This window comes from Reinekea blandensis MED297, assembly GCF_000153185.1.
GTDB lineage: Bacteria > Pseudomonadota > Gammaproteobacteria > Pseudomonadales > Natronospirillaceae > Reinekea > Reinekea blandensis.
Window position 1 is genome coordinate 53,092 of record NZ_CH724151.1, and the last position, 19,547, is coordinate 72,638.

Here is a 19,547-nt window from a genome sequence, read left to right on the forward strand (position 1 = left end):
GCGGGGCTTATCAACAAACTGTAACGGCCCGCCAGGGCCGTTTCTTTTTACCAAGTCCGATGATCCGCCTTTCGCTGCTTCATGCCAGGCGCTACCATAGCCCCAATTCAACTCTGAAAGCGAAGTCAGCCATGGGCAAAGTCATTCTCGCGGTGTTTATCATCGCCGTCATCATTGTCATTCTTTTCCGTTCCCGCCAATCCAGTGAAACAGCGCAGTTCAATCAGCAACAGGGGCAGAGCTACCTGCAGGACAATCTGAAAACGGTCGGCGTAGAAGCAACCGAGTCCGGCCTGCAATATGAAAAGCTCACCAGCGGTAACGGCTCTGAACATCCCAAAGCGTCTGATCGCGTTCAGGTGCACTATCACGGCACGCTGGTCGATGGCACCGTCTTTGATTCATCTGTAGAGCGCGGTGAACCCATCACCTTTGGCTTGAACCAGGTCATCAAAGGCTGGACCGAAGGTCTGCAATTAATGGTAGAAGGCGACAAGTTCCGTCTGACGATTCCAAGTGAACTGGGCTATGGCAATCGCGGCGCTGGCGCCATCCCGCCTGGCTCAGTGCTGATTTTTGAAGTCGAACTGCTGAAAATAAACCCATGACAGTGCGCACACTGGCAACACTCGATATGGCATTGGGGGAATGTCCGCGCTGGCATGAACCGGAGCAAGCCTGGTACTGGGTCGATATTACCGGTCAGACGCTTTATCGCTATCAGGCCTCAGGGCAACTCGACGCACGTCGCTTTCCGTTTCAGCCAGCCTGCTTTGCGTTTGCCACCGATAACAGCATGATTCTCAGCAGCTCGGCTGGGCTGTATCGATTAACAGACTTTGATGCTGAGACCGAGTTTCTGATCGATCCGGAAGCCGGCCAAACAGGTCAGCGCTTTAACGACGGTACCGTGTTACCTAATGGCGATCTGGTCATTGGTTCCATCGGTGACGGTGAACAGCCGACTGGTGTACGTTACCGCTTTCACTGGCGACCCGAAGGAATGTCCAGTCAGGTCATCGAGACCGGATACACCATTATCAATGCTCAGTGCTGCTCCCCCGATGGGAGCTGGTGTTATGTCACTGACACGCCCACGCAACGCATACACCGACAAGCCATTCTCGACTCAGGTGAACTCGGTCCAAAAGAGGTGTTTTATACTTGCGCGGAGGATGAGTTTCCCGATGGCGCCGCGACGGACATCGAGGGCAACCTCTGGGTCGCGATGTACGGCAGCGCTCAGATTGTGGTCATCAGCCCAATGGGACAAAAACTGCAATCGATCCCGTTGCCGGCTCAGCAACCGACCATGGTTGCGTTTGGCGGGGAAGACCTTAAGACACTGGTAATTACCACGGCACGTCAGGGCATGCCGGACGATGCGCCCGCTGAAAATGGCAGCGTATTGACCCTGCAAACGAATGTTCGCGGCTCTGTCGTAATACGCTGTGTGGTCGATTCCGGCACGGCCTGATACAAACCTGCCAACAGACACCCTTAAACAAAAACGGCGACCCTCAGGCCGCCATTTTTCGTTCAAAACAGGATGTCGCGGATCTCCGCCAGTTCCTGCTTCCCGTTCATAATCTCTTCCGGGGTCAGCCCAGAGAGTTCATGCGGAAACACCAACCATTCGTCGCTTTTACGCACGAAGTAGTCCGGAATGATATCGACCTGCGTATTGGCCGGTTTATACCAGGGGCATGCTACCCGAATGTCTTTCGGCGTGTTCAGCCGGGACAGCTTTTTGATCTGCTTAATCAGCGCATCAACACTGCGACCAGAGTCGAACACGTCATCAACGATTAACAGCGAATCGTCGGCATTGGCGTTTTCGATCAGGTAGTGCAACCCGTGCACCTTGATATCTTTCGACTGTTTACCGATACCATAATAAGAAGACGTTCGAACCGAGATGTGATCGGTTTCGATGCCCTTATAATCAAAAAACTCCTGCACGGCGATACCAATCGGAGCGCCACCGCGCCAGATCCCGACAATGAAGTCCGGCCGGAAACCGTCTTCAAGCACTTGGTGCGCTAATCGAAAAGAGTCCTGCAGTAACTCTTGTGAAGTGATATAAACTTTGTCAGACATGAATTCGGCCTGTTAAGAAATGAACCAACCGGGCAGATTATACGTGAAAAGCCCGTCATTGTGTCCCCTGATCTTAGAAGCTCACACCCTTTTGTCCAGCGCATAACGCGGGATTGACGCCAGCCCCCAAACTGTTGATCCAACTCAACAACCTATCCGATCCTGACCTACAAGCAACATCAATAAGTCAGATCACATCTATCAACATAATTGATTATCTAATTAACCAATTTGAATCAGATGTCGGGCGCGCGATAGCACCAGCTCGCGTAGCTCACTGCTGACATCCTGCCGACGCCAGATAAACTGAAAGTTGCGCTTCATGATGAGCTCGGGAACGCGCAGCATCACCAGCTCACCCCGGGCGACCCCTTCGGCCACGGCACGGGTACTCAGGCAAGTCAGATACTGGCCCTGCCGCACCAATGCCAGAATCACACTGACCTGATCGTACTCACGATGCACCCGGAGGCGCGGAATGTGCTCATGAATGCTGAGGTCAAAAATTTCCCGGGTACCGGCCCCGCGTTCACGTAATATCCACTGGGCCACTTCCAACTGAGACAGCGTCACAGTGTCTTTTCCCGCGTACGGGTGATCCGCTCCGGCAACAATGACCAGCTCATCATCGCATAAGGGAGCCAACGACAGTCGCTCATCGTCACAATGGCCCTCAATCAACCCCAGGTCATAGCGGTAATCCAGCAACCCGGCGATGACGCCCTCGGTGTTTTCGACGTGCAAGCCGATTTCCAAATGGGAAAAATCGCGATCCAGCGCTGCCACCAACTCCGGAACAACGAACTCAGCCGGTGTCTGGCTGGCGCCGAGAGAAATTGATCCGCTCACCAAATCCAGACTCTGCATGCCCATTTCAATGGTTTTGCAGTTTCCCAGCAGCGCCAAGGCATGCGGTCGCAGCCATCGCCCCCAATGATTGAGCGTCATTTTCCGACCTTCACGATGAAACAGCGGCTTCTCAAGTTGGGACTCCAGTTGCGAGAGCGCCATGCTGGCCGCGGATTGACTCATCTGCAACGCTTTGGCCGCATCGGAAACACTCTGCTGCTCAGCGACCTGCTGAAACACCTGCAACTGTCGTAATGTGAATTTCATATCAATTTTCCCGATAGTTCATATAAACAATATTCGATTGTCTTATGTCTGTAAATCGCAAAACTTATCCTATCCCTCCAGATTGGTTATAGAGACCTTTGACCTGGGCGAAGCTCGCTATAACCTTACTGATAAACAGGCCACACATGACCAATGTTATGAACTCACCCAACGTACTGGACGACGGTCCATCGGACTACCAGAAAGCCCGAATTCCCGCCTCAGAGTTTGAGACGCGTGATGACTATCTGGACCACGAACTCAAAATTTTCTCACCTCGTCGCTGGAAGTTGAACCTGCCCGGTCGCGACTTCAGCTTTGAGTGGGAAGACCTGGTTCCTGCATTGGCAGGCACCATCGGCATTACCGTGATGTTTTCCGCTGTGATCTCGGCGTATGCGGCAGGTTTCGGTTTGGATCAGGCATTCGTTATTGAAAACGTCCGCTTGGAACTGATGGTTTCAGCGACCCTCTTTGTGATTCTGGTGTCGGGCTTTCTGAACCCACGCGCGAACCTGGCCGGTAACCACGGCCCGATGATTCCTCTGATCGGCATGATTGCCGCGTCCGGTGGTCACCCATTGGCGCTGGGTATTATGATCGGTATTTTCGGTATGGCGCTCAGTCTGAGTAAAGGCGGCTCCAAACTGGTGAACCTGACGTCACATGGTGTCTCCGGAGGTCTGCTTATCTACCTTGGCGCCATTGGTGTCCTGTCTCAGCTGGGTCAGTTTAAAGACTGGGCCATAGCGAATGGCGTCGGCCCTGTGTTCATCGTCGTGCTGATGGTGACCACCGTCGTCTACGCCTATCTGGCGAAAATCCGTAAACGCTGGATGGCGATTCCGGTCTGTTCCGGCTTAGCGTTAGTGATTTCTCTGGCTATGGGCGCACCGTTCGAGTTCGTCACCTCGCCCGGTCTGCCGAGCTTTAACCCAATGTATTGGTGGGGCGAAACCACCGGTTGGAAACTGGGTCTGCCGGACCTGTCGCACTTCATTGCCGTTACCCCGTTTGCCATCCTCGCGGTGGGCATGTGGTCACCAGACTTCCTCGGTCACCGGGTTTTCCAGGAACTGAACTATCCGAAAGAAGCCAAGAATGCGCTGATGGATGTCGATGACACCATGACTTCGGTATCACTGCGCCAGGCAACCGCCAGTATCATCGGTGGTGGTAACGTCTCTTCGTCGTGGGGAACGTTCATGATTCCTTCGGCGATTGCCAAACGTCCGATTCCAGGCGGCGCCATTCTTACCGGTGTCTTCTGTATTCTGCTCGCGGTAACTGGCTATCCGATGGACCTGACCGTTTGGCGTCCGATCATGTGTATCGCGCTGTTGGTGGGTGTGTTTATGCCCCTGCTCGAAGCCGGTATTCAGATGGTTAAAGACAACCAAGGCGCCGAAACCGCAGGTATCTGCATTCTGGGTTCCGCAGTCGTCAACCCGGTTTTTGGCTGGGCGTTGACCATGCTGCTGGATAACAACGGTCTGATTGGTAATGCCGAACGCAAAAATACGCTGGGCATTGCAGATCGCATCATCATCCCAGGCGCGGCATTTACCCTGTGTACCATTTCAATGCTGTTAGTCGGCATGATTCCAGGGATTCCGGCACTGCTGTAAGCGAACATCAAATAATAAAGCGGCCCTAAGGAGGCGAGCATGGAGATTTACTGGTTAGGTTTGACACTGTTCCTGTTTTTCTTCGTGCAGGCCCCGCTGTATACAGGGCCGTTGTATTGGATCAGCTTTCTGGTACTCACCTACGTGTTTACCTTCCCGGGTGGACCCGCTCAGTCCATCCACCGACGGTTAAAAGAACGCAGGCACCAACCACGGGTACCCTGCGCACATTGCCAACAGCTCATCAACGCTCAGGATGTCATTTGTGCACCCTGTAAACTTGAACTGTCACTTGGCGCCCGGCATCGGTAGTTGAACGACGCATTACCCTAACGTCTCAACAATCAAGTCAAACACCCGGCGCACTCGTCGGCTGGTATGCAGCTCTCGATGCGTTACCAGCCAGATATCCAGTGTCATAAATGGACCGAGACCTTCAAAACCCCGGCATAGTTCCGGAATCGAGTCGCCCACATCCTCCGGCAGCAACGTTACTCCCAACCCTCGTTTGATCAGCTCAATTTGCAGAATCCAAAACCGAGTCACCAACGGGAAATTCACGTTTTCAATGGGCCACCCCTGCTGAACAAGCGCATTCTTAAACTGGTCGCCGTGGTCATAACCGATGATATCGATCTCCCTGACCTCTTGAGGGGTGGTCATGTTAGCGTAAGGTTTTAAGTAGTCGGGCGACCCATAGAACCAAATACGCTCTTGCATAAGCTTTCGGGTAATAAGATCGGGCTGGCTCGGCCGGAAGCTGCGTAAAGCAATATCAGCTTCACGCTTTTTTAAATCGCTGACTTCATTGGAGACCGCAAATTCCAGCACGATCCCCGGTTCTTCTTTCCGCACTTTCTCCGCGATCTCAGGCAGACGAAAGACGGCATCCACTTCACTGGCAGAAATGCACACCGTGCCTTCCAGAGCCTTCTCCTGCCCCGACGCGCTAAGGGAGAACGCGCTGGCCGCACTGCCCATCTGTCGGACATGCTCCAGCAGTTGCACACCACTGGGCGTTAAAACCAGTCCCTGATTAACCCGTTCAAACAACGTGACATTGAGCTCTTTTTCCAGTGCTGCAACTTGTCGTCCGAGCGTAGGCTGCGTCATATTCAGAGCACGGGCTGCGGCCGATAATGACCCCTCTTCGGCCGTCACCAAGAACGCTCTGGCGCGATTCCAATCAAAATTAACCGATTTCCAGCTCATACAATTCCGTATACCGGCTGTGCGGTTCAAGCCGATTCCAGGTTGAAAATTGCATAGTAAACTGTCTGTCATCAAATAACAGCCTGGAAACTCCCTCATGACAACTCTGGTTCTCGGTGCAACCGGCGCGACCGGCCGCTTGGTCGTGCAGCAATTGCTGGCAAAAGGCACACCCGTCAAAGCACTGGTTCGCTCAAAAGCGCGCCTGATGCCCCTGTTTCAGGATCTCTATCACCTGGACATCATTGAAACCGACATAACAGACCTAACGATCGAACAGTGGCAGCAACAGTTACAGGGGATCACAACGGTCATCTCCTGCCTTGGGCACAACATGACGTTTAAAGGGCTGTTCGGACACCCTCGCCGATTGGTCACCGATGTACTGGCACGCATTCATCAGGCGATTGAACGCCTCGCCCCTGCAGAACCGATCAAATACATATTGATGAATACCACGGGCGCACGAAACCCTGATCTCAATGAACAACACAGCGTCGGGGAGAAGCTGATAGTGGGACTGTTGAGACAATGTTTGCCGCCCCATGCCGACAATGAAGATGCAGCGGCTTATCTGCGTACTCAGGTGGGTCAAAATAACCCTTTTCTTAAGTGGGTGACGGTTAGACCGGATGGACTCATCGACAAACCCGAGGTGAGCCACTATGTCGAAGAGCCGTCCCCAACCCGCAGCCCGATTTTCGATGCCGGCAGAATCAGCCGCATCAACGTGGGGCATTTCATGATGCGGTTAGTTGTAGAGGAGAAAACCTGGCGGCAATGGCAGGGTCAATCGCCGGTTTTATATAACGCGGAACCTGGATAGGGAGCTGCGAAAGTTAAAAGAGTTCGACAACTGATGCGACGATCATCAAAAACCGGGGCCGGGCAATGGCCCCGATACAAGTTTAAACCCCAACCACCGAAGAGGCGTTATCAAGTTTGTAACCTGTCTGCGATGCACGATACAAAATTTGGTAAAACCGGACCCAGAAGTACAGCAACACAAGAGAGACAAGAACTTGGCAGAAACTGATAACCATGGTTACGACAGCAGAGAAATTGAAATAATACAGGCCGCCAGCACTCAACGCTGCCAATAAGGAAACACCCAGAGTCAACCCCATAATACGTGACGCATAGTTTACCATGGCATCGCCTTCAGCATGATTTACGCGTTTAGCTTCAACCTGCCAACGATAAAACATCCAAAAGAACCAGCCTAAACCGATGACGGGTATGGTTAATAAAACAATGTGTAAGCAATAAACACCGTTACGGCGGGTATGCTCGAACAAGCCCCACATAGCCAGCACAGACATCACCAAGCTCATCCAACTGGCTAAGGCAAACAACGCAGAACCGCTCACCACCAATCCGCTTAGAAGAAACGTCACATCACTGCCGGTTAGAGCAAAATTCAACCCGATGTATATTCCACTGCCAACGAGCAATGCCAAAACCAGTGACAGTAATTTAATCAAGTATTCGATGGCATGTTGGGTGATGGATTTTGAACGCATCGATTGCGTTTGATATACCCACAAACTCACCAACACAATGAGCATCAGAACCGCTTCGTACAGACCGCCAAACACCGCTTGAAGGCTGTAGACGAGAGATTCGGAAAATCCATCCGAACGACCTGCAGAACTAACAATCTGGGCAAAGATCAGGCCATTCACAATGCCTAAAGCGAGCTCAATGATGAGCAACGAACCTAGACAAACCCAGGCAATCGAGTACCGATGACGCGCCAGTATAAGTACACCGATAAAACCAAAAACCAGATTAATGACTGGGAAGTTTGACACTTAAAATCCTTTTGAGTTGAATAAAAATCGCAATGGTATTCACCATTTGAATCCCTGCGCCACGGTAAAAATTTCGTTTTAACCTTTAAGCATCTGATAAAGCATCAATGGTTTGTACTTTTTGAAATACACCCAGCCGAAGCGAGTTCTCAGCTGAAAGTGTTGTTAACCAGACGCTTACCAGAGATGCTTTAAATCGTTACATCCTTGAAGTTGTGAGCCCTACTTGACCATTTGCCTGAAGGACCAACTCAAGTCCTTCACCTTCTTCAGAGACGCCGATGCGATCATCATAAAACGTAAAGACTTTGCCATTGCCGCCAACAGACGTCGAAAAGGCAATCTCTTCCTTCATATTACCGTCTGAAAACGTTGCAGTACCTGCACTGGTTAACTCGACTTCCAGTATTCGATCGGGAAATCCCGGATTTTGAAAAACACATCGCTGGTCGATCTTCTCTACCGACATATCCATCCCGATGTAGGAAAACGAAAAAGGGGTTGTCTGTTGTTCCGCTGGCAATACAGAACAAAAGGTGACTAACAGGTAGAAAACAACTTGGTCCATCATGGTTTAGATTCCTTTAAAATCGTTTTAATAAAACACTCGAATAACAGCACCCACAATGAGCAGGAATATAATAGGTTTAAGGTAATTTGCCTGTACGCTGGCAGATTGCCACTCATCTCGATAGGCATCTAACAGCTCCTGCTCTTCTGTTGACAGTTCAGAGCCTTTGACCTCTTTCTTATAGAGGTTTTGAAGCTGCATTTTTTGCTTGAAGCTTAAGTCGCTAAGTTTTTTGTAGGAATCCAATGGTTAATATCCTTATATCTGACTTGAATTACTAGTTCTGGATTAAAACGATGGCATGATCAGTCGTACGATCCATCGGTACTGATCTGTCGGTCTTTAATAGTTTTAGAAGCTCAGTGGACGAGCAGCATCATTCGGAAACAACCTAAATACGAAAGATAATCAGCCTGTTTCCTACACTCTGGAATACGATGTATTGGTGTTAATCAAAAGATTACTACGACCCATCTACCGAACTTGATTGTAAGCATGCTTTCATGCTCAGATCTACATTATGACCTTTTTTTTGTGGTACATGTCTCATCAATTTTAAACCAGCATTCTATATGCTATAGCGTTTAAAATTGTTTAGGGCCATGGACATGGATACCCAAAAGTTCTTTAGCCTGTTCGCGATCTCTGTTTCGATCGGTGTCTCTGGTTGCAATGACCAGACGCCACCCAAAGATAGCGATCCCATTGACGCTCTAATCGAAAAAACCTTAAACAATATGGTGTACGTTGGAGGCGGCAGTTTCATGATGGGCAACATTGGTTATGAAGTGCCCGAAGATGACCCTAACGGAACTTGGATCACCATGGAAGACGGTTCAAAGAGTTATCGAGTACCGTTTCCCGGATGCAGTAAAAGCTGCTTCCCAATCCACAAAGTCAATCTGTCCGGTTTTTACATCAACAAGTACGAGACCACAATTGGTGAGTATGATGTCTACACTGAGGCAAACGGCTTGCCGATGGTTTACCCTGAACGACGAGAGCTCAAGAGCGGCAACTATCTGCCAGATCGCCCCGTTTACGTCGGTGTCGATTGGCATGGTGCCAACGGCTATTGCCAATGGCTTGGTGAAGTTACCGGTTTACCCTTTGAACTGCCCACCGAAGCGCAATGGGAGTACGCCGCCCGCAGTCGCGGCCAGGCCGTTCGGTTTGCCACCGATACAGGAGAACTGGATTTCGGGCGCAACAGCTGGGATCGGCATACCGGCAGTTTCTATGGCATTGACCCCGTTGGATCTTATCCACCCAACCCACTGGGGCTGTATGACATGACCGGCAATGCGAACGAATGGGTGCGCGACTGGTACGATCCGGAGATTTATGAACAGGGTGAACAGACGAATCCAACAGGGCCTAAAGATGGAGACTTTTGGAACTCATGTAAAATGTCTCGTGGTTTTGGTCGACAGCATTCGGATGCCTCTGAGATTAATGTGTATAGACGTTTACCAAAAAAAATAGACTACACCAGCGGGCCTGGTTTTCGATGTTCCATCGATACCGATATCAGCCTAGGTGAACTCAAGTCGAACGTGGCTGACAAACCTTAAAATAACACCATATCTGTCAGCCGAAATGCTCATACATAGTTCGCTTAATAAAACGGATTGACTCGCTGCCGGCGTTGGCTAGCTCCAGGAAAACATCGTTCTTTACCACGACGGCTTGGCCATTCTGGTTAATGCTGATCGTCTTGCCGTTAGGGATCGTTTCTCTGAGTTGTTCTTAAATTAATTGCCAAAAACCATTAGCTTCAGATTTCTCTTATGCCTGTTTTTGTGATTTGAATGGCTTAATTTAGGGAGGGTATATGTTAGTCTAAGAGGTCCAGTTTAATAACCAGCCGCATGGATGCAAACAATGCCTTTCTCGAAAACCAAGTTGCTTTTTATCATTTCCTCATTGCTATTGTGTGCATGCCAAGAACCGACCGAGCGTGAACAGGCTGAGAAGCTGGCGAGAAAACAAGGTGATGACCGCCAATTAATGTTGATTGAAGAAGTCCATAAAATCCTCGATGCTCCGGCACCGACGCAGGATCAAATCGACACGCTGGTAAAGAATGCATTGAGCAATATGGTGCGCATTGAAGGTGGGGAGTTCACCATGGGAGTGAACCCTGAACGAATGGGAGGAGATTGGGACGGCTGGAAGCCGGTTGACGGTCGTCGTCAAAGCGCGAGTATCCATGAAAGTGCTTTCTTTGAACACCCAGTTCGGTTAAGTACCTATTACATCAGTAAGTTTGAAACAACCTATGCTGAGTTTGATGCTTTTAAAAAGGCTACAGGAAGGGATATACGGTTTGAAGAGGATTTAATTGGAAGTCGCTATAAAGGATACAGTGGGTATGTACATGATTGTTGTCGAGCGCCCAATAAACCGGCTGCAGCGGATTGGTACGAAGCAAAAGACTATTGCGAATGGTTAGGCGAGCAAAGTGGTCTACCAATCACCTTGCCTACAGAGGCGCAGTGGGAATATGCGGCACGGGAGCGTGGCAAGTGGTTGATGTTTGCAACGAAGTGGGGGGGAGTTGGTAGTCTCACAAATCGAACAAGCAAGGCGACGACGGAGGTTGATGCACTGAGTCACAGCATGAATGATCTTGGTCTTTATTTTATGAGTGGCAACCTGAGTGAGTGGGTGCTGGACTGGTATGACCCCGACTACTATCAAAAATCACCCTTGCAAGACCCTGTGAATGAGGTTCCGGTACAAGCCTATATCAGGCATGGTGTTTATGAACATGCCAAGGTACACCGAGGTGGTCACCAGTTTCTTGATAATTCATTGGGTGATTCTCGAAATGTTTTTAATCGCTTCTATGCTGAACCGGAGCGTTACAGTTTTGGATCGGTGGGTATTCGATGTGCCATTAACAGCGAAAAGGCGCTTTAAGCGCCTTCAATTAGTTGAATGGTTCAGAATCGAACAGATTTTAGCTACCATCTCCATAGAACTGTTTTAAATACGCATTGGCTTCTATAAGTCCAGATGACGTTGTTTCTTCCGGTAAGTATCGATTTAGCCAAATAAAATAATGAGTATCTTCAGTAAAGTCTAAGATGGTCTCAATCTCACTTTTTTGAATTTTGGCATGTGTACGCTTCTTTTCATCATACTCAATTAGTGCAGTTTCATATTTGTGTTCTATAAACCGCCCTTGCTCAATAAACCGTTCTTCTTCTTTGTTGGGCCGCATCGGCGGTTTCACACCCACTCGTTGCAAGACTTTTTCAAACTCCCGTTTGCTTTGTACCCACGTTAATATACACATGATGGCGCGCTCAATCTTTTCACCCGTCGAACCCATTCGATAGGCGATTCGATGCTTGTCATATTCTACCAATAAGCTGGTTATCAAACGGGCTTTGACGTCCGGTGGTGCAAAACGTAAACCGTGGGGGTTTCTAGCTATATTGTCGGCAACTTGTGCTGCATTGATCATATCATCTTCATATTCAGCCCACCAACGTTGGATATTCGCTGCTTCCTTCTCCACTTTTTCGCCAATTGCGGTGCCGATTTTTCCTGCGACATCAATCGCTATTTCGCCTGCCTCAATTGCTTCGTTAATCGCATAGTTAAGTCCGTCTTTCCCATATTGCAGGTATTTAGTGAACGCGTATTGAATTTGTTGCCAAGCTTCTTGTGCAATGTATGGCAAGAACGAATAGTCTGCTTTTCGTAGTTGGTCATACATAAACATCAGCATGTTATAAATGTTAACCGGCGCCACTTGCATATCAACAGCCACACCGGCCCCCAAACCTACCGCCGCGGCGAGTTTGGTTCGTACTAATATCTCTTCACCGCTCAAACGTACCGCAAAATCGACATCAGCGCCGGCACCGGCCCAACCTTCAACACCGCCGCCGGCCTTGGCAAGCTCCAAGAAACCATCGTTCTTAACCTCGACGGCTTGGCCATCCTGGTCAATGGTGCTCGTTTGACCGCTTTTGTCAGCTTCCTCACTGGCCCATTCCAATGCAATGGCACCCTTGGCTTCGGCTTTAGCGCCAGCAAATGCGCTTAAGCTGGCGGCGGCTCCTGCATTAGCCACCTCATCAGGGATGACGGAGTTCACCTTTTTACGAGTTTCTTCACGCCACGTAATACTTTCGCTGGTTCGGGTCTCTTTTTTCTTTTCTCGCACGAGCGAGTTGCTTTCGTCATCCCAGTAAAGTGACTCGCTTTGTGTCCGTTTGGTCTCTTGATTATGCTCAAGAACGCCTTGGGTCGTTTGGCGATCGTTACCCATTGCGTACTCGAAACGTTGATTTGAGACATTACTTTGCTCTGTTTCGCGGGTCAGGCCCCATTGGTAGGGGTCTTCATTTAGCTTTACCTTGTCGCTGTTTTCATGATCAGTTTCCGCAGTGCTGCGTGCGGCAATGCGCATAGGTTTGGCTGTTTGCTCCTCGGCACGGGCGGTTCGTTCAATACCGGTTAACTGCAATTGAGTCGCATCGACTTTCGCATCAAGTTCAATCGCGGCGGCTGCACTCGCTCCTGCCCAGCCCTGTGCTTCTCCAGAGAGATGAATTCGGCAATAGCCCAAGTGCGCGAAATTCTCATCGGTGTTGTAGGCTCTATACAGCCAGAACTCGACCCGACGGTTACGAACACTGCGCCCCTGAGTGGGTTCGTCTGGGTTGCCTTCGCCTAAGAACATCAGCTTCCTGCTGTGAAAGCGGCCACGTGTGATCAGTACATCGCCATGTAACCGCATGTAGTCAGCAAACAGCTGTAGGCGAAGTGCGGGGGTTTCTTCTAAGGCACTGTAGCGAGACCGGTATGCATAAAGATCAAAATAGAGTTCTAACCCTTTTTGAAAATTCGACGAAAACTCATGCGCTTGGTCTTTTCTCGACAAAATAGGTTTTAACGTTGCATACAAGCCCCGTTGCTCGACGGTCATATGAGCACGTTTGTCTTTCAGTAATTCGATTAATATAGTTTTCAGAACGGGTAAGCCCCACTGCTCTCGCTCCAGGTCGGAATAGAGCTTTTCCCAGTAGGCGGCATCGTTTTCGACGTATGCCAACACGCTGCGAGCGCGTCGTTCACTGAGCGACATGTTGTAGTCGTTGCCGCCCACCAGGTCGGTATGGCCGACAATTTGGACTTTGTAGTCTGTGTTCTCTTTCAATAGCCGCTCGAGCTTTACCAGCCCATTGAGCATGGTTGGCTTCAAGAAGGAACTGTCAAAATCGAAGTTAACCCGAGGGAAGTTGTTTTCATAAGGAAATTTCTGGTTCAGTTCCTTTAGTTCCTCATCCGAGAGAATCAGAGGCGCGGGCGGCATTTTAACGAACTCATCGGCCAGCTTCAGTGTCGGTTTGTCTTGCCATTCGGCTGGAATGGGCGGGATTTCCAATTCTAGCCCTGACGTTGAAGGGACGTAGATGTCAGTGTCTGCTTTGCATCGAATCAGGTCGACCTTGGCTTCAGCTTTGCCCGTGACATAGGTGTGGACCTTGCCGGGCTGAACCTCAAAACCTGCGGTGCCGCTGGCGTTGGCCATGTACCGAAGGAACACCGTACTGATGTTGGCCTCATAAGCGAAGAACGCGTTTTCACCTTCAGTTGTCCCTGAAAGCGCGCTTTCCAAGTTTTTAAACCAGGTATCGAGCGGTTCATAAAATTCGGTTAAAGCACCATCACATTCCGCACTGAAGCTCGCTTCGTTCTTGATGGCAAAGGAATTCATAGCGTCGACAAAAATCGATTTAATGTCTGACGCTGACTTTGGAATACTAACTTCAATCAGCCTGTTGGTGTTGTCTGTAATAATCTTCTGTAGAGTACTTTGTCTTGCAAACCGTAACTCTTGTTTTTCTAGGAGCAAGTACTCCGCGAGGTCAATTCCAAAATCATCCTGCCCGGCTCCCGAGCTTAAAACCCCCATGGTCTTCAATGCAGTAATGGCATTTTCTTTGAGAGTTTTAACTTGCTCGTTGGTATCATCTTTGTTTTCGTCCGCTTTATCTATGTCACTTTGAAGTTCGTCAACGACATTCTTAAGCTCATTGCTTTCGCGTTCCAACAGATTGAAATGGCCTTCGGTTAAAGAATACAGCACAGCTCTTTTACGGCCGTTGTCATCTCCCGAAGTGTTTATAGGGTAACGATGAATATAAATCCAATGGCCAAACGTAATAGCTAGAGCTTCGTTACTAGCTTCGACGTTCGTGCTCGTGCTACAACTTGAAATGCTTTGAGTGGAGCTCGTTCCTTGATCTCGCATCAGTTAGGGTTTCCTGTACTGTTGGTGATTTCCACAAATAAGGGGCCTAATACAATTGGGCCTATCGAAGCCACGTTGTTTTGCAGCTCTGCTAGCGTTGGGTTTAGCGTCGCGTCATAACAGACAACCTTGCCACGAACGGGAGCCGATCCGGTGGCGGTGTAGGTAACATGACGGGTCAATCGCAATAAGTTGCTGTCTGGGTTCAAAGTACCGTTAATGTCGACTTCGAATCGGAACTGAGCCGGTTTTAATGGAAGCGATTCTTTCTCTGCGACAAAGCGGTGTTCGGCCGTAACATCTAGTTCTGGCAACCAGTTCAGGGTTTCAACGCCTTTGTCTTTTGTGAGCTCATGCGTGATCTCTGCAATCGTCGTTTCTTCGCCGTCGACCATTTGGATGATTTTTATGGTAGCCAGTGCCCCCGGTTCAAAGTGCTGATGAGCAAATTCTAATGTGACGGGCTGAGTCACATCAGCCAGGACTTGTCGCCAGCGCAAACCCGATACGATTTCCGTAGAATCGTGTTCAGATGCTAACGCCTCAATCTCATCAATTTCCTCAGGCTCTAGGGCCTCTGCCGCTTCCGCCTCATTCGCCGCGCCGAGTTCATACTCGACATCGCCACTGAAGGTAACACCACTCTGGCCTTTCAACGTGATCTGTGCGCCAAAGAGTTTGATGGTGCCGTCGCTGGACAGCCGCACACCACCAGTCCCGTTGCTGATGAGCATGTCGCCGTCGGTACCGGTTAATGTGATATCGCTCGGGGCTTGCACTCGGTAACTGCCATCGCTGATACGGGTAATCTGTGCGCCCTGACTTTTCAGGGTGACGTCCTTCGCGGCAAGGATGTTCAGGCCACCGGTTTTCATGTGCCATTGCTGACTGTTGTCGCTGGTCTGTTCCAGGTTTTGCTTCGCTCGAAGTATCTGTCGTTTGGCTGACTGCAAATGTCGTTGATCGTCAGTCTGTTCGATACTGTTTTGTTTGACGCTCACTGTTTTCTGACCGCCATGGTTTTGGGTAAGACTTTCACCCGCTGTCCAGTGCATCGATTTCCCGGCATGGAAACGCACCAGTCCGTATTGACTGGCAATATTAATGAGTGGGTTTTCGCCGGAAGCGTCGAGCTCTAATAGGTTCTGGCCGTCGAACGTTTGTAAAGCAATGCGATGCGGGTCGTCATCCAGCAGCCATTCATGGCCACCGGGCGTGACGAGTCGGTTCTGGTGGCTGTTTTCGTTAATCACCGGTCCGGTTTGGTCAAGCGCCGACGCAAAGCCCAGAATGCACGGACGGTTAGGATCGTTGTTCAACAAAGTCACCAGAATTCGACTGCGATCCAACAATGGGTAGTGCCAGCCGGTTGCCTCGGGCTGGTCTGCATTGGCAAAGGGCACCATACGCTCAGTGGGGTAACTGGCATCAGTGTGCTCTAACGGTTCGGTGTTGCGCTCGGTGAAGCCAAAACGCAGTTGATATCGACCCTCCTCGTTCATTTCGGCATAGGCATGTCGGCTCTCAATCTGGGCCGGGAACATTAGCGGTAACGATGGTGGGTTGGGAAACTCCGGTTGGTAGGCACATGCCCGTGCAATCAGCCGCGCGTCGACACTCAACCGCAGACCGGTCTCGGGAGCCGCACGATCGTAGACCTGACCTTCGATGGTCAGAGAGATCACCGTCAGTTCAGGTCCGGGTGGCTCACGATGCCATTGAGGTGGCAACGCGACGCTGCTACCCACACTCAAGGTTGGGAACGTGCCTTCCAGTTGCCATTGCAGGCTCATCGACTGAGCATGGGTTTGACTCTGTTGGCCGGCACGTGCAGCCAAGCCTGGAGCCAGGGGCATATTCGTATCGCGTTGGTATGCAGTGGTTTTACCAGGTTCCGTGGGGTGAAGATCCAAAGCAAAGACTTTCCCTGCTTCCGGAGCGCTCCAGTGGCGCTTCAGTGGATTGGCCTCACCGTTCAAGGCGGCCTTCTTGGCTTGTTGAAGACTGATCAACGGCGGCAAAAAGGAGGTCTGTACCAGATTATCAGCAATGCATATCTGTTCGTTTTCAAGTTCTCCGGCGTGCCAGAAGAAACATCCCAATTCAGCCAACAGGCGACTGATAAACGCCAGGTGAGTTTCACCCGCCTGCAATAATGCCGGGCGCTGATCGGCTTCATGCCCCTGGGCCAACCACACAATCTGTTCCCGGTTATAACCCAGTTCTATCAGGCATTGGTCGATCAGCTGGCGGCGAGTACGGTATAAAAAAAGCCGGGTATTACGCACTTGCTGCCCGGTCGCCAGTAGCGGCTCTAACGTGAACGTCACTTCATCTGCAGTCTCTTCCAAAGCCGTCACAATACCGGGACGCTCGCGTTGAACACCCATGGCATCCGTCATTACCAGGCAAGCCGGTTGGCCGACTTGCGACTGCGCATCAAGGCGCACCTCCGACGATGTCGATACCGTATATTGAAAGGGTTGGCTAAGCCGCTCTCTGCCTTGGAGCGCCTTTACCGTCAGTGTGATGCCCTGCAGCTGCAGGGTTACATTGGCTGTCGCCAGCATGGCCTGTCCTTAAACTGATTGAGGATCCCTGAACGTTCCCGGTTCAGACAACAAGGGCAACTTATGGAAAGCCCTTTTACGGATCGTTGTTCTTAAGATGCGGCGTTGCCATTCACCGCGTTATCTAATCAATAGGGTGACGCCTGCGTGGTCAGTTATTCCCCACGGTCCCGCCTTTCACAATGATCGAATCTGCTGTCATTTCAATCTGACTGGCATCGAGAGTCAGGTTGCCGCTGGCGTCGATTTGCAGCGTGCTGCTTCCCTGAGTCAAGGTAATACTGCCGCCTGCTGACAGGCTGATGTCTGACCCGGCTTCGAGTGCATAACTGCCGTCTTCGACGACCACCAGCTGATCACCCGATTGCACATGCGTGCTCATGCCCTCGGCCGCTTCGACAATCCATTGACCGGCAGCCTCTAATGTCATGTCACCCTCTTCAGTCACCCACTGAATGTCCTCAGCGGCCGTCATTTGAATGTGACTACCGGACTCATGCCGTATGTCTCCCTCTTCGGTCATCAACTGCAACTGACCTTTGACGGTCACCTGATGATCTGCGCCAACATCAACAGACAGATTCTCACCGGAGCTGATTGAGATATTTTTACCGGCCGTAACCGTCATGTCACCTTCGTCTGTCACGAGCGAGACCTGGTGATTGTCTTTGGTCGCATCCAACTCCAGTCGGTTTTTTTGCTCCAGCGTGTTCAGACGAATCTTTTCCGAGGACGGTGTATCGTCCATCAGGAACTCATGTCCGGAACGGGTACGGATCAGGTTCTCGTAGGCGTTCTGTTCGGTGACCACACTCGGAGTCTGCTGATTGGTTGCGGCACCGAGAATAACAGGGCGATCGACGTCGCCATTTTCAAAGCCGACGACGACTTCTGTGCCAACGGTCAAGGGGAAATGCATACCATGATCTTCCCCACCAAAGTGCTGCATCAGGCGGGTTGGCAGACTGGTATGCCCAGCCTCACTTTGTCGGTCAAAGGGCAGCCGGATCTGATAGCAACCGGTTGAGTCAACTTCAGCAGTAATGGTTGCGGTTAGCGTGGAAGCAATGCGATGAGCCGGCGGCAGGATGGGCAGATAAGGTCTGCCGGCTGGTACGGCAATCACGGAGGTCTGAAACGACCGCGACTGACCGGAACCGGTTGCGTTTGATGCAGCAAATTGCTGTCCTTCCAGTTCCGTTTGCACAATGACATACTCGCCATTCCATTGCGGGTGCCCGTTCAGTCGTATTGTCATGCCGGGTCGCAAGCCCCGGCAGTTCGATTGCAACAGCAGTGACGACGCTTTGGCTTCGTGGGCAATTTTTAATTGCTCGGCAAACTGGTTGGCCTGATCATCGCTGGCCGCATTCACGCCCCAGCGAAAATCAGTGAGACTTGAGCCTTGAGCGGTCAGCGCTTCACCATAAACCGGTAAGGCCTGATCCGCCTGGTAATCGGCTACCTGAATCTGTCCCGGTGTTGCCTGCCACTGTCGACGCACCATGCTGACGTACTCTTCATCGGCTGCGGCCCCACGAGCACTGCGAAAACTCAGATCAATGGGTTCACCGGCCAACGGCAACTGACTCAGGTCGTCAATTATCTGAACCGTGATGTTTTCATTGCCATGATCAACGGTTAGCATGATGCCGTCCTGCAACAGGATGCGGTACAGAAACGCCCAATCACTTTCCTGATATTGTACGGTCATTGGCTTCGGAGAAGGTTCTGTGGCTTTCACCTCAATCGCAAATCGACCATCGGCATATTCGTTCAAAATGTCCTGCGCGATACTCAATGACGACTGCTCAAGGAATACCCGATGCGTTCTCTGACGCTGAAGTGATTGTAATGGCGACACCAACGTCAACCAGTAACCTTCAGCGTCGCCATTACCCTGGCCTTCCATTAAACTGGCCACTTGGGTGACAACGGGTGCCAAAGTGCCGCGCCAGAACAGGCTCACGACCGCCTTTCGGTTCAACAGCGATTGAGGGTCCAGCTGCGTCATGGCCAAGACCTTTACGCGAATGCGATCGTCAATCTGGCCAAGCGCCCAATCAGACACTTCGACGGACTCGACAATGAAATCGCTGTCGCCGTGTCCTTCGATACTGATGAAGTACTGACTCTCATCCGCAAAACCCAGCTGCCGAACGGTTCGGTTGATGTTGGAAATATTAATTGTCATGTTCCTGTCCTTCTGTAATTCCATCTCACCGCCCCAGAATCTTTCCGGGACTGCCGTTCCGCGAT

General features: G+C 50.7%; 16 protein-coding genes. 7 read left to right on the forward strand and 9 right to left on the reverse strand.

The window, feature by feature from the left end; translation table 11 throughout:
- Positions 1 to 131: 131 nt before the first annotated feature.
- Complete coding sequence (locus MED297_RS08780; RefSeq protein ID WP_008044151.1) at positions 132 to 608, forward strand: BamJ family beta-barrel-assembly machinery protein; 477 nt, start codon at positions 132 to 134, stop codon at positions 606 to 608.
- The gene (locus tag MED297_RS08785) at positions 605 to 1,477 is read left to right on the forward strand and encodes an SMP-30/gluconolactonase/LRE family protein (protein ID WP_008044152.1); all 873 of its coding nucleotides are present in this window, start codon (positions 605 to 607) and stop codon (positions 1,475 to 1,477) included. The genes MED297_RS08780 and MED297_RS08785 overlap by 4 nt, the downstream gene beginning before the upstream one ends.
- A gap of 62 nt (positions 1,478 to 1,539) precedes the next feature.
- Here the strand turns inward: MED297_RS08785 and MED297_RS08790 are convergent, their stop codons facing one another.
- Both MED297_RS08790 and MED297_RS08795 read right to left on the reverse strand, forming a co-directional pair.
- A complete protein-coding gene (locus MED297_RS08790) occupies positions 1,540 to 2,100 on the reverse strand; it encodes a phosphoribosyltransferase (RefSeq protein WP_008044153.1) in 561 nt (186 codons plus the stop codon).
- 222 nt (positions 2,101 to 2,322) lie between these two features.
- A complete protein-coding gene (locus MED297_RS08795; RefSeq protein ID WP_008044154.1) occupies positions 2,323 to 3,216 on the reverse strand; it encodes a LysR substrate-binding domain-containing protein in 894 nt (297 codons plus the stop codon).
- 158 nt (positions 3,217 to 3,374) lie between these two features.
- On the opposite strand from MED297_RS08795, the gene MED297_RS08800 reads away from it, so the two are divergent.
- Positions 3,375 to 4,844, forward strand: a complete 1,470-nt coding sequence (locus MED297_RS08800) for a DUF3360 family protein (RefSeq protein ID WP_202594532.1) — start codon at positions 3,375 to 3,377, stop codon at positions 4,842 to 4,844.
- Positions 4,845 to 4,883: 39 nt separating this feature from the next.
- Entirely contained in the window at positions 4,884 to 5,156 is a 273-nt protein-coding gene (locus tag MED297_RS08805) for a hypothetical protein (protein WP_008044156.1), read from the forward strand.
- A 12-nt stretch (positions 5,157 to 5,168) separates the two neighbouring features.
- Here the strand turns inward: MED297_RS08805 and MED297_RS08810 are convergent, their stop codons facing one another.
- Complete coding sequence (locus MED297_RS08810) at positions 5,169 to 6,056, reverse strand: LysR family transcriptional regulator (protein WP_008044157.1); 888 nt, start codon at positions 6,054 to 6,056, stop codon at positions 5,169 to 5,171.
- A 97-nt stretch (positions 6,057 to 6,153) separates the two neighbouring features.
- Between MED297_RS08810 and MED297_RS08815 the strand changes: the two genes are divergently transcribed.
- Entirely contained in the window at positions 6,154 to 6,882 is a 729-nt protein-coding gene (locus MED297_RS08815; RefSeq protein WP_008044158.1) for an NAD(P)-dependent oxidoreductase, read from the forward strand.
- An 82-nt stretch (positions 6,883 to 6,964) separates the two neighbouring features.
- On the opposite strand, the gene MED297_RS08820 is transcribed toward MED297_RS08815, so the two are convergent.
- From MED297_RS08820 to MED297_RS08830, 3 genes are all read right to left on the reverse strand, one after another.
- Entirely contained in the window at positions 6,965 to 7,771 is an 807-nt protein-coding gene (locus MED297_RS08820) for a hypothetical protein (protein WP_154650889.1), read from the reverse strand.
- 298 nt (positions 7,772 to 8,069) lie between these two features.
- Positions 8,070 to 8,441 carry a hypothetical protein gene (locus MED297_RS08825; RefSeq protein ID WP_008044160.1) on the reverse strand — a complete coding sequence of 124 codons (372 nt, stop codon included), beginning with the start codon at positions 8,439 to 8,441 and terminating at the stop codon, positions 8,070 to 8,072.
- Between the two features lie 24 nt (positions 8,442 to 8,465).
- Positions 8,466 to 8,687, reverse strand: a complete 222-nt coding sequence (locus MED297_RS08830) for a hypothetical protein (protein ID WP_040556929.1) — start codon at positions 8,685 to 8,687, stop codon at positions 8,466 to 8,468.
- A gap of 491 nt (positions 8,688 to 9,178) precedes the next feature.
- Between MED297_RS08830 and MED297_RS08835 the strand changes: the two genes are divergently transcribed.
- Together MED297_RS08835 and MED297_RS21215 are read left to right on the forward strand one after the other, a co-directional pair.
- Positions 9,179 to 10,015, forward strand: a complete 837-nt coding sequence (locus MED297_RS08835; RefSeq protein ID WP_419760888.1) for a formylglycine-generating enzyme family protein — start codon at positions 9,179 to 9,181, stop codon at positions 10,013 to 10,015.
- A 310-nt stretch (positions 10,016 to 10,325) separates the two neighbouring features.
- Positions 10,326 to 11,366, forward strand: coding sequence for a formylglycine-generating enzyme family protein (locus MED297_RS21215; protein ID WP_050762897.1), 1,041 nt, complete (start codon positions 10,326 to 10,328; stop codon positions 11,364 to 11,366).
- Between the two features lie 40 nt (positions 11,367 to 11,406).
- Here MED297_RS21215 and MED297_RS21220 read toward each other — a convergent pair whose 3' ends face one another.
- From MED297_RS21220 to MED297_RS08860, 3 genes are all read right to left on the reverse strand, one after another.
- Positions 11,407 to 14,718, reverse strand: a complete 3,312-nt coding sequence (locus tag MED297_RS21220) for an OmpA family protein (protein ID WP_083779394.1) — start codon at positions 14,716 to 14,718, stop codon at positions 11,407 to 11,409.
- Positions 14,718 to 17,288, reverse strand: a complete 2,571-nt coding sequence (locus MED297_RS08855; protein ID WP_008044169.1) for a contractile injection system protein, VgrG/Pvc8 family — start codon at positions 17,286 to 17,288, stop codon at positions 14,718 to 14,720. Before MED297_RS08855 ends, MED297_RS21220 begins: the two co-directional genes overlap by 1 nt.
- Positions 17,289 to 17,439: 151 nt before the next feature.
- Positions 17,440 to 19,482, reverse strand: a complete 2,043-nt coding sequence (locus MED297_RS08860) for a type VI secretion system Vgr family protein (protein WP_040556931.1) — start codon at positions 19,480 to 19,482, stop codon at positions 17,440 to 17,442.
- Positions 19,483 to 19,547 lie beyond the last annotated feature (65 nt).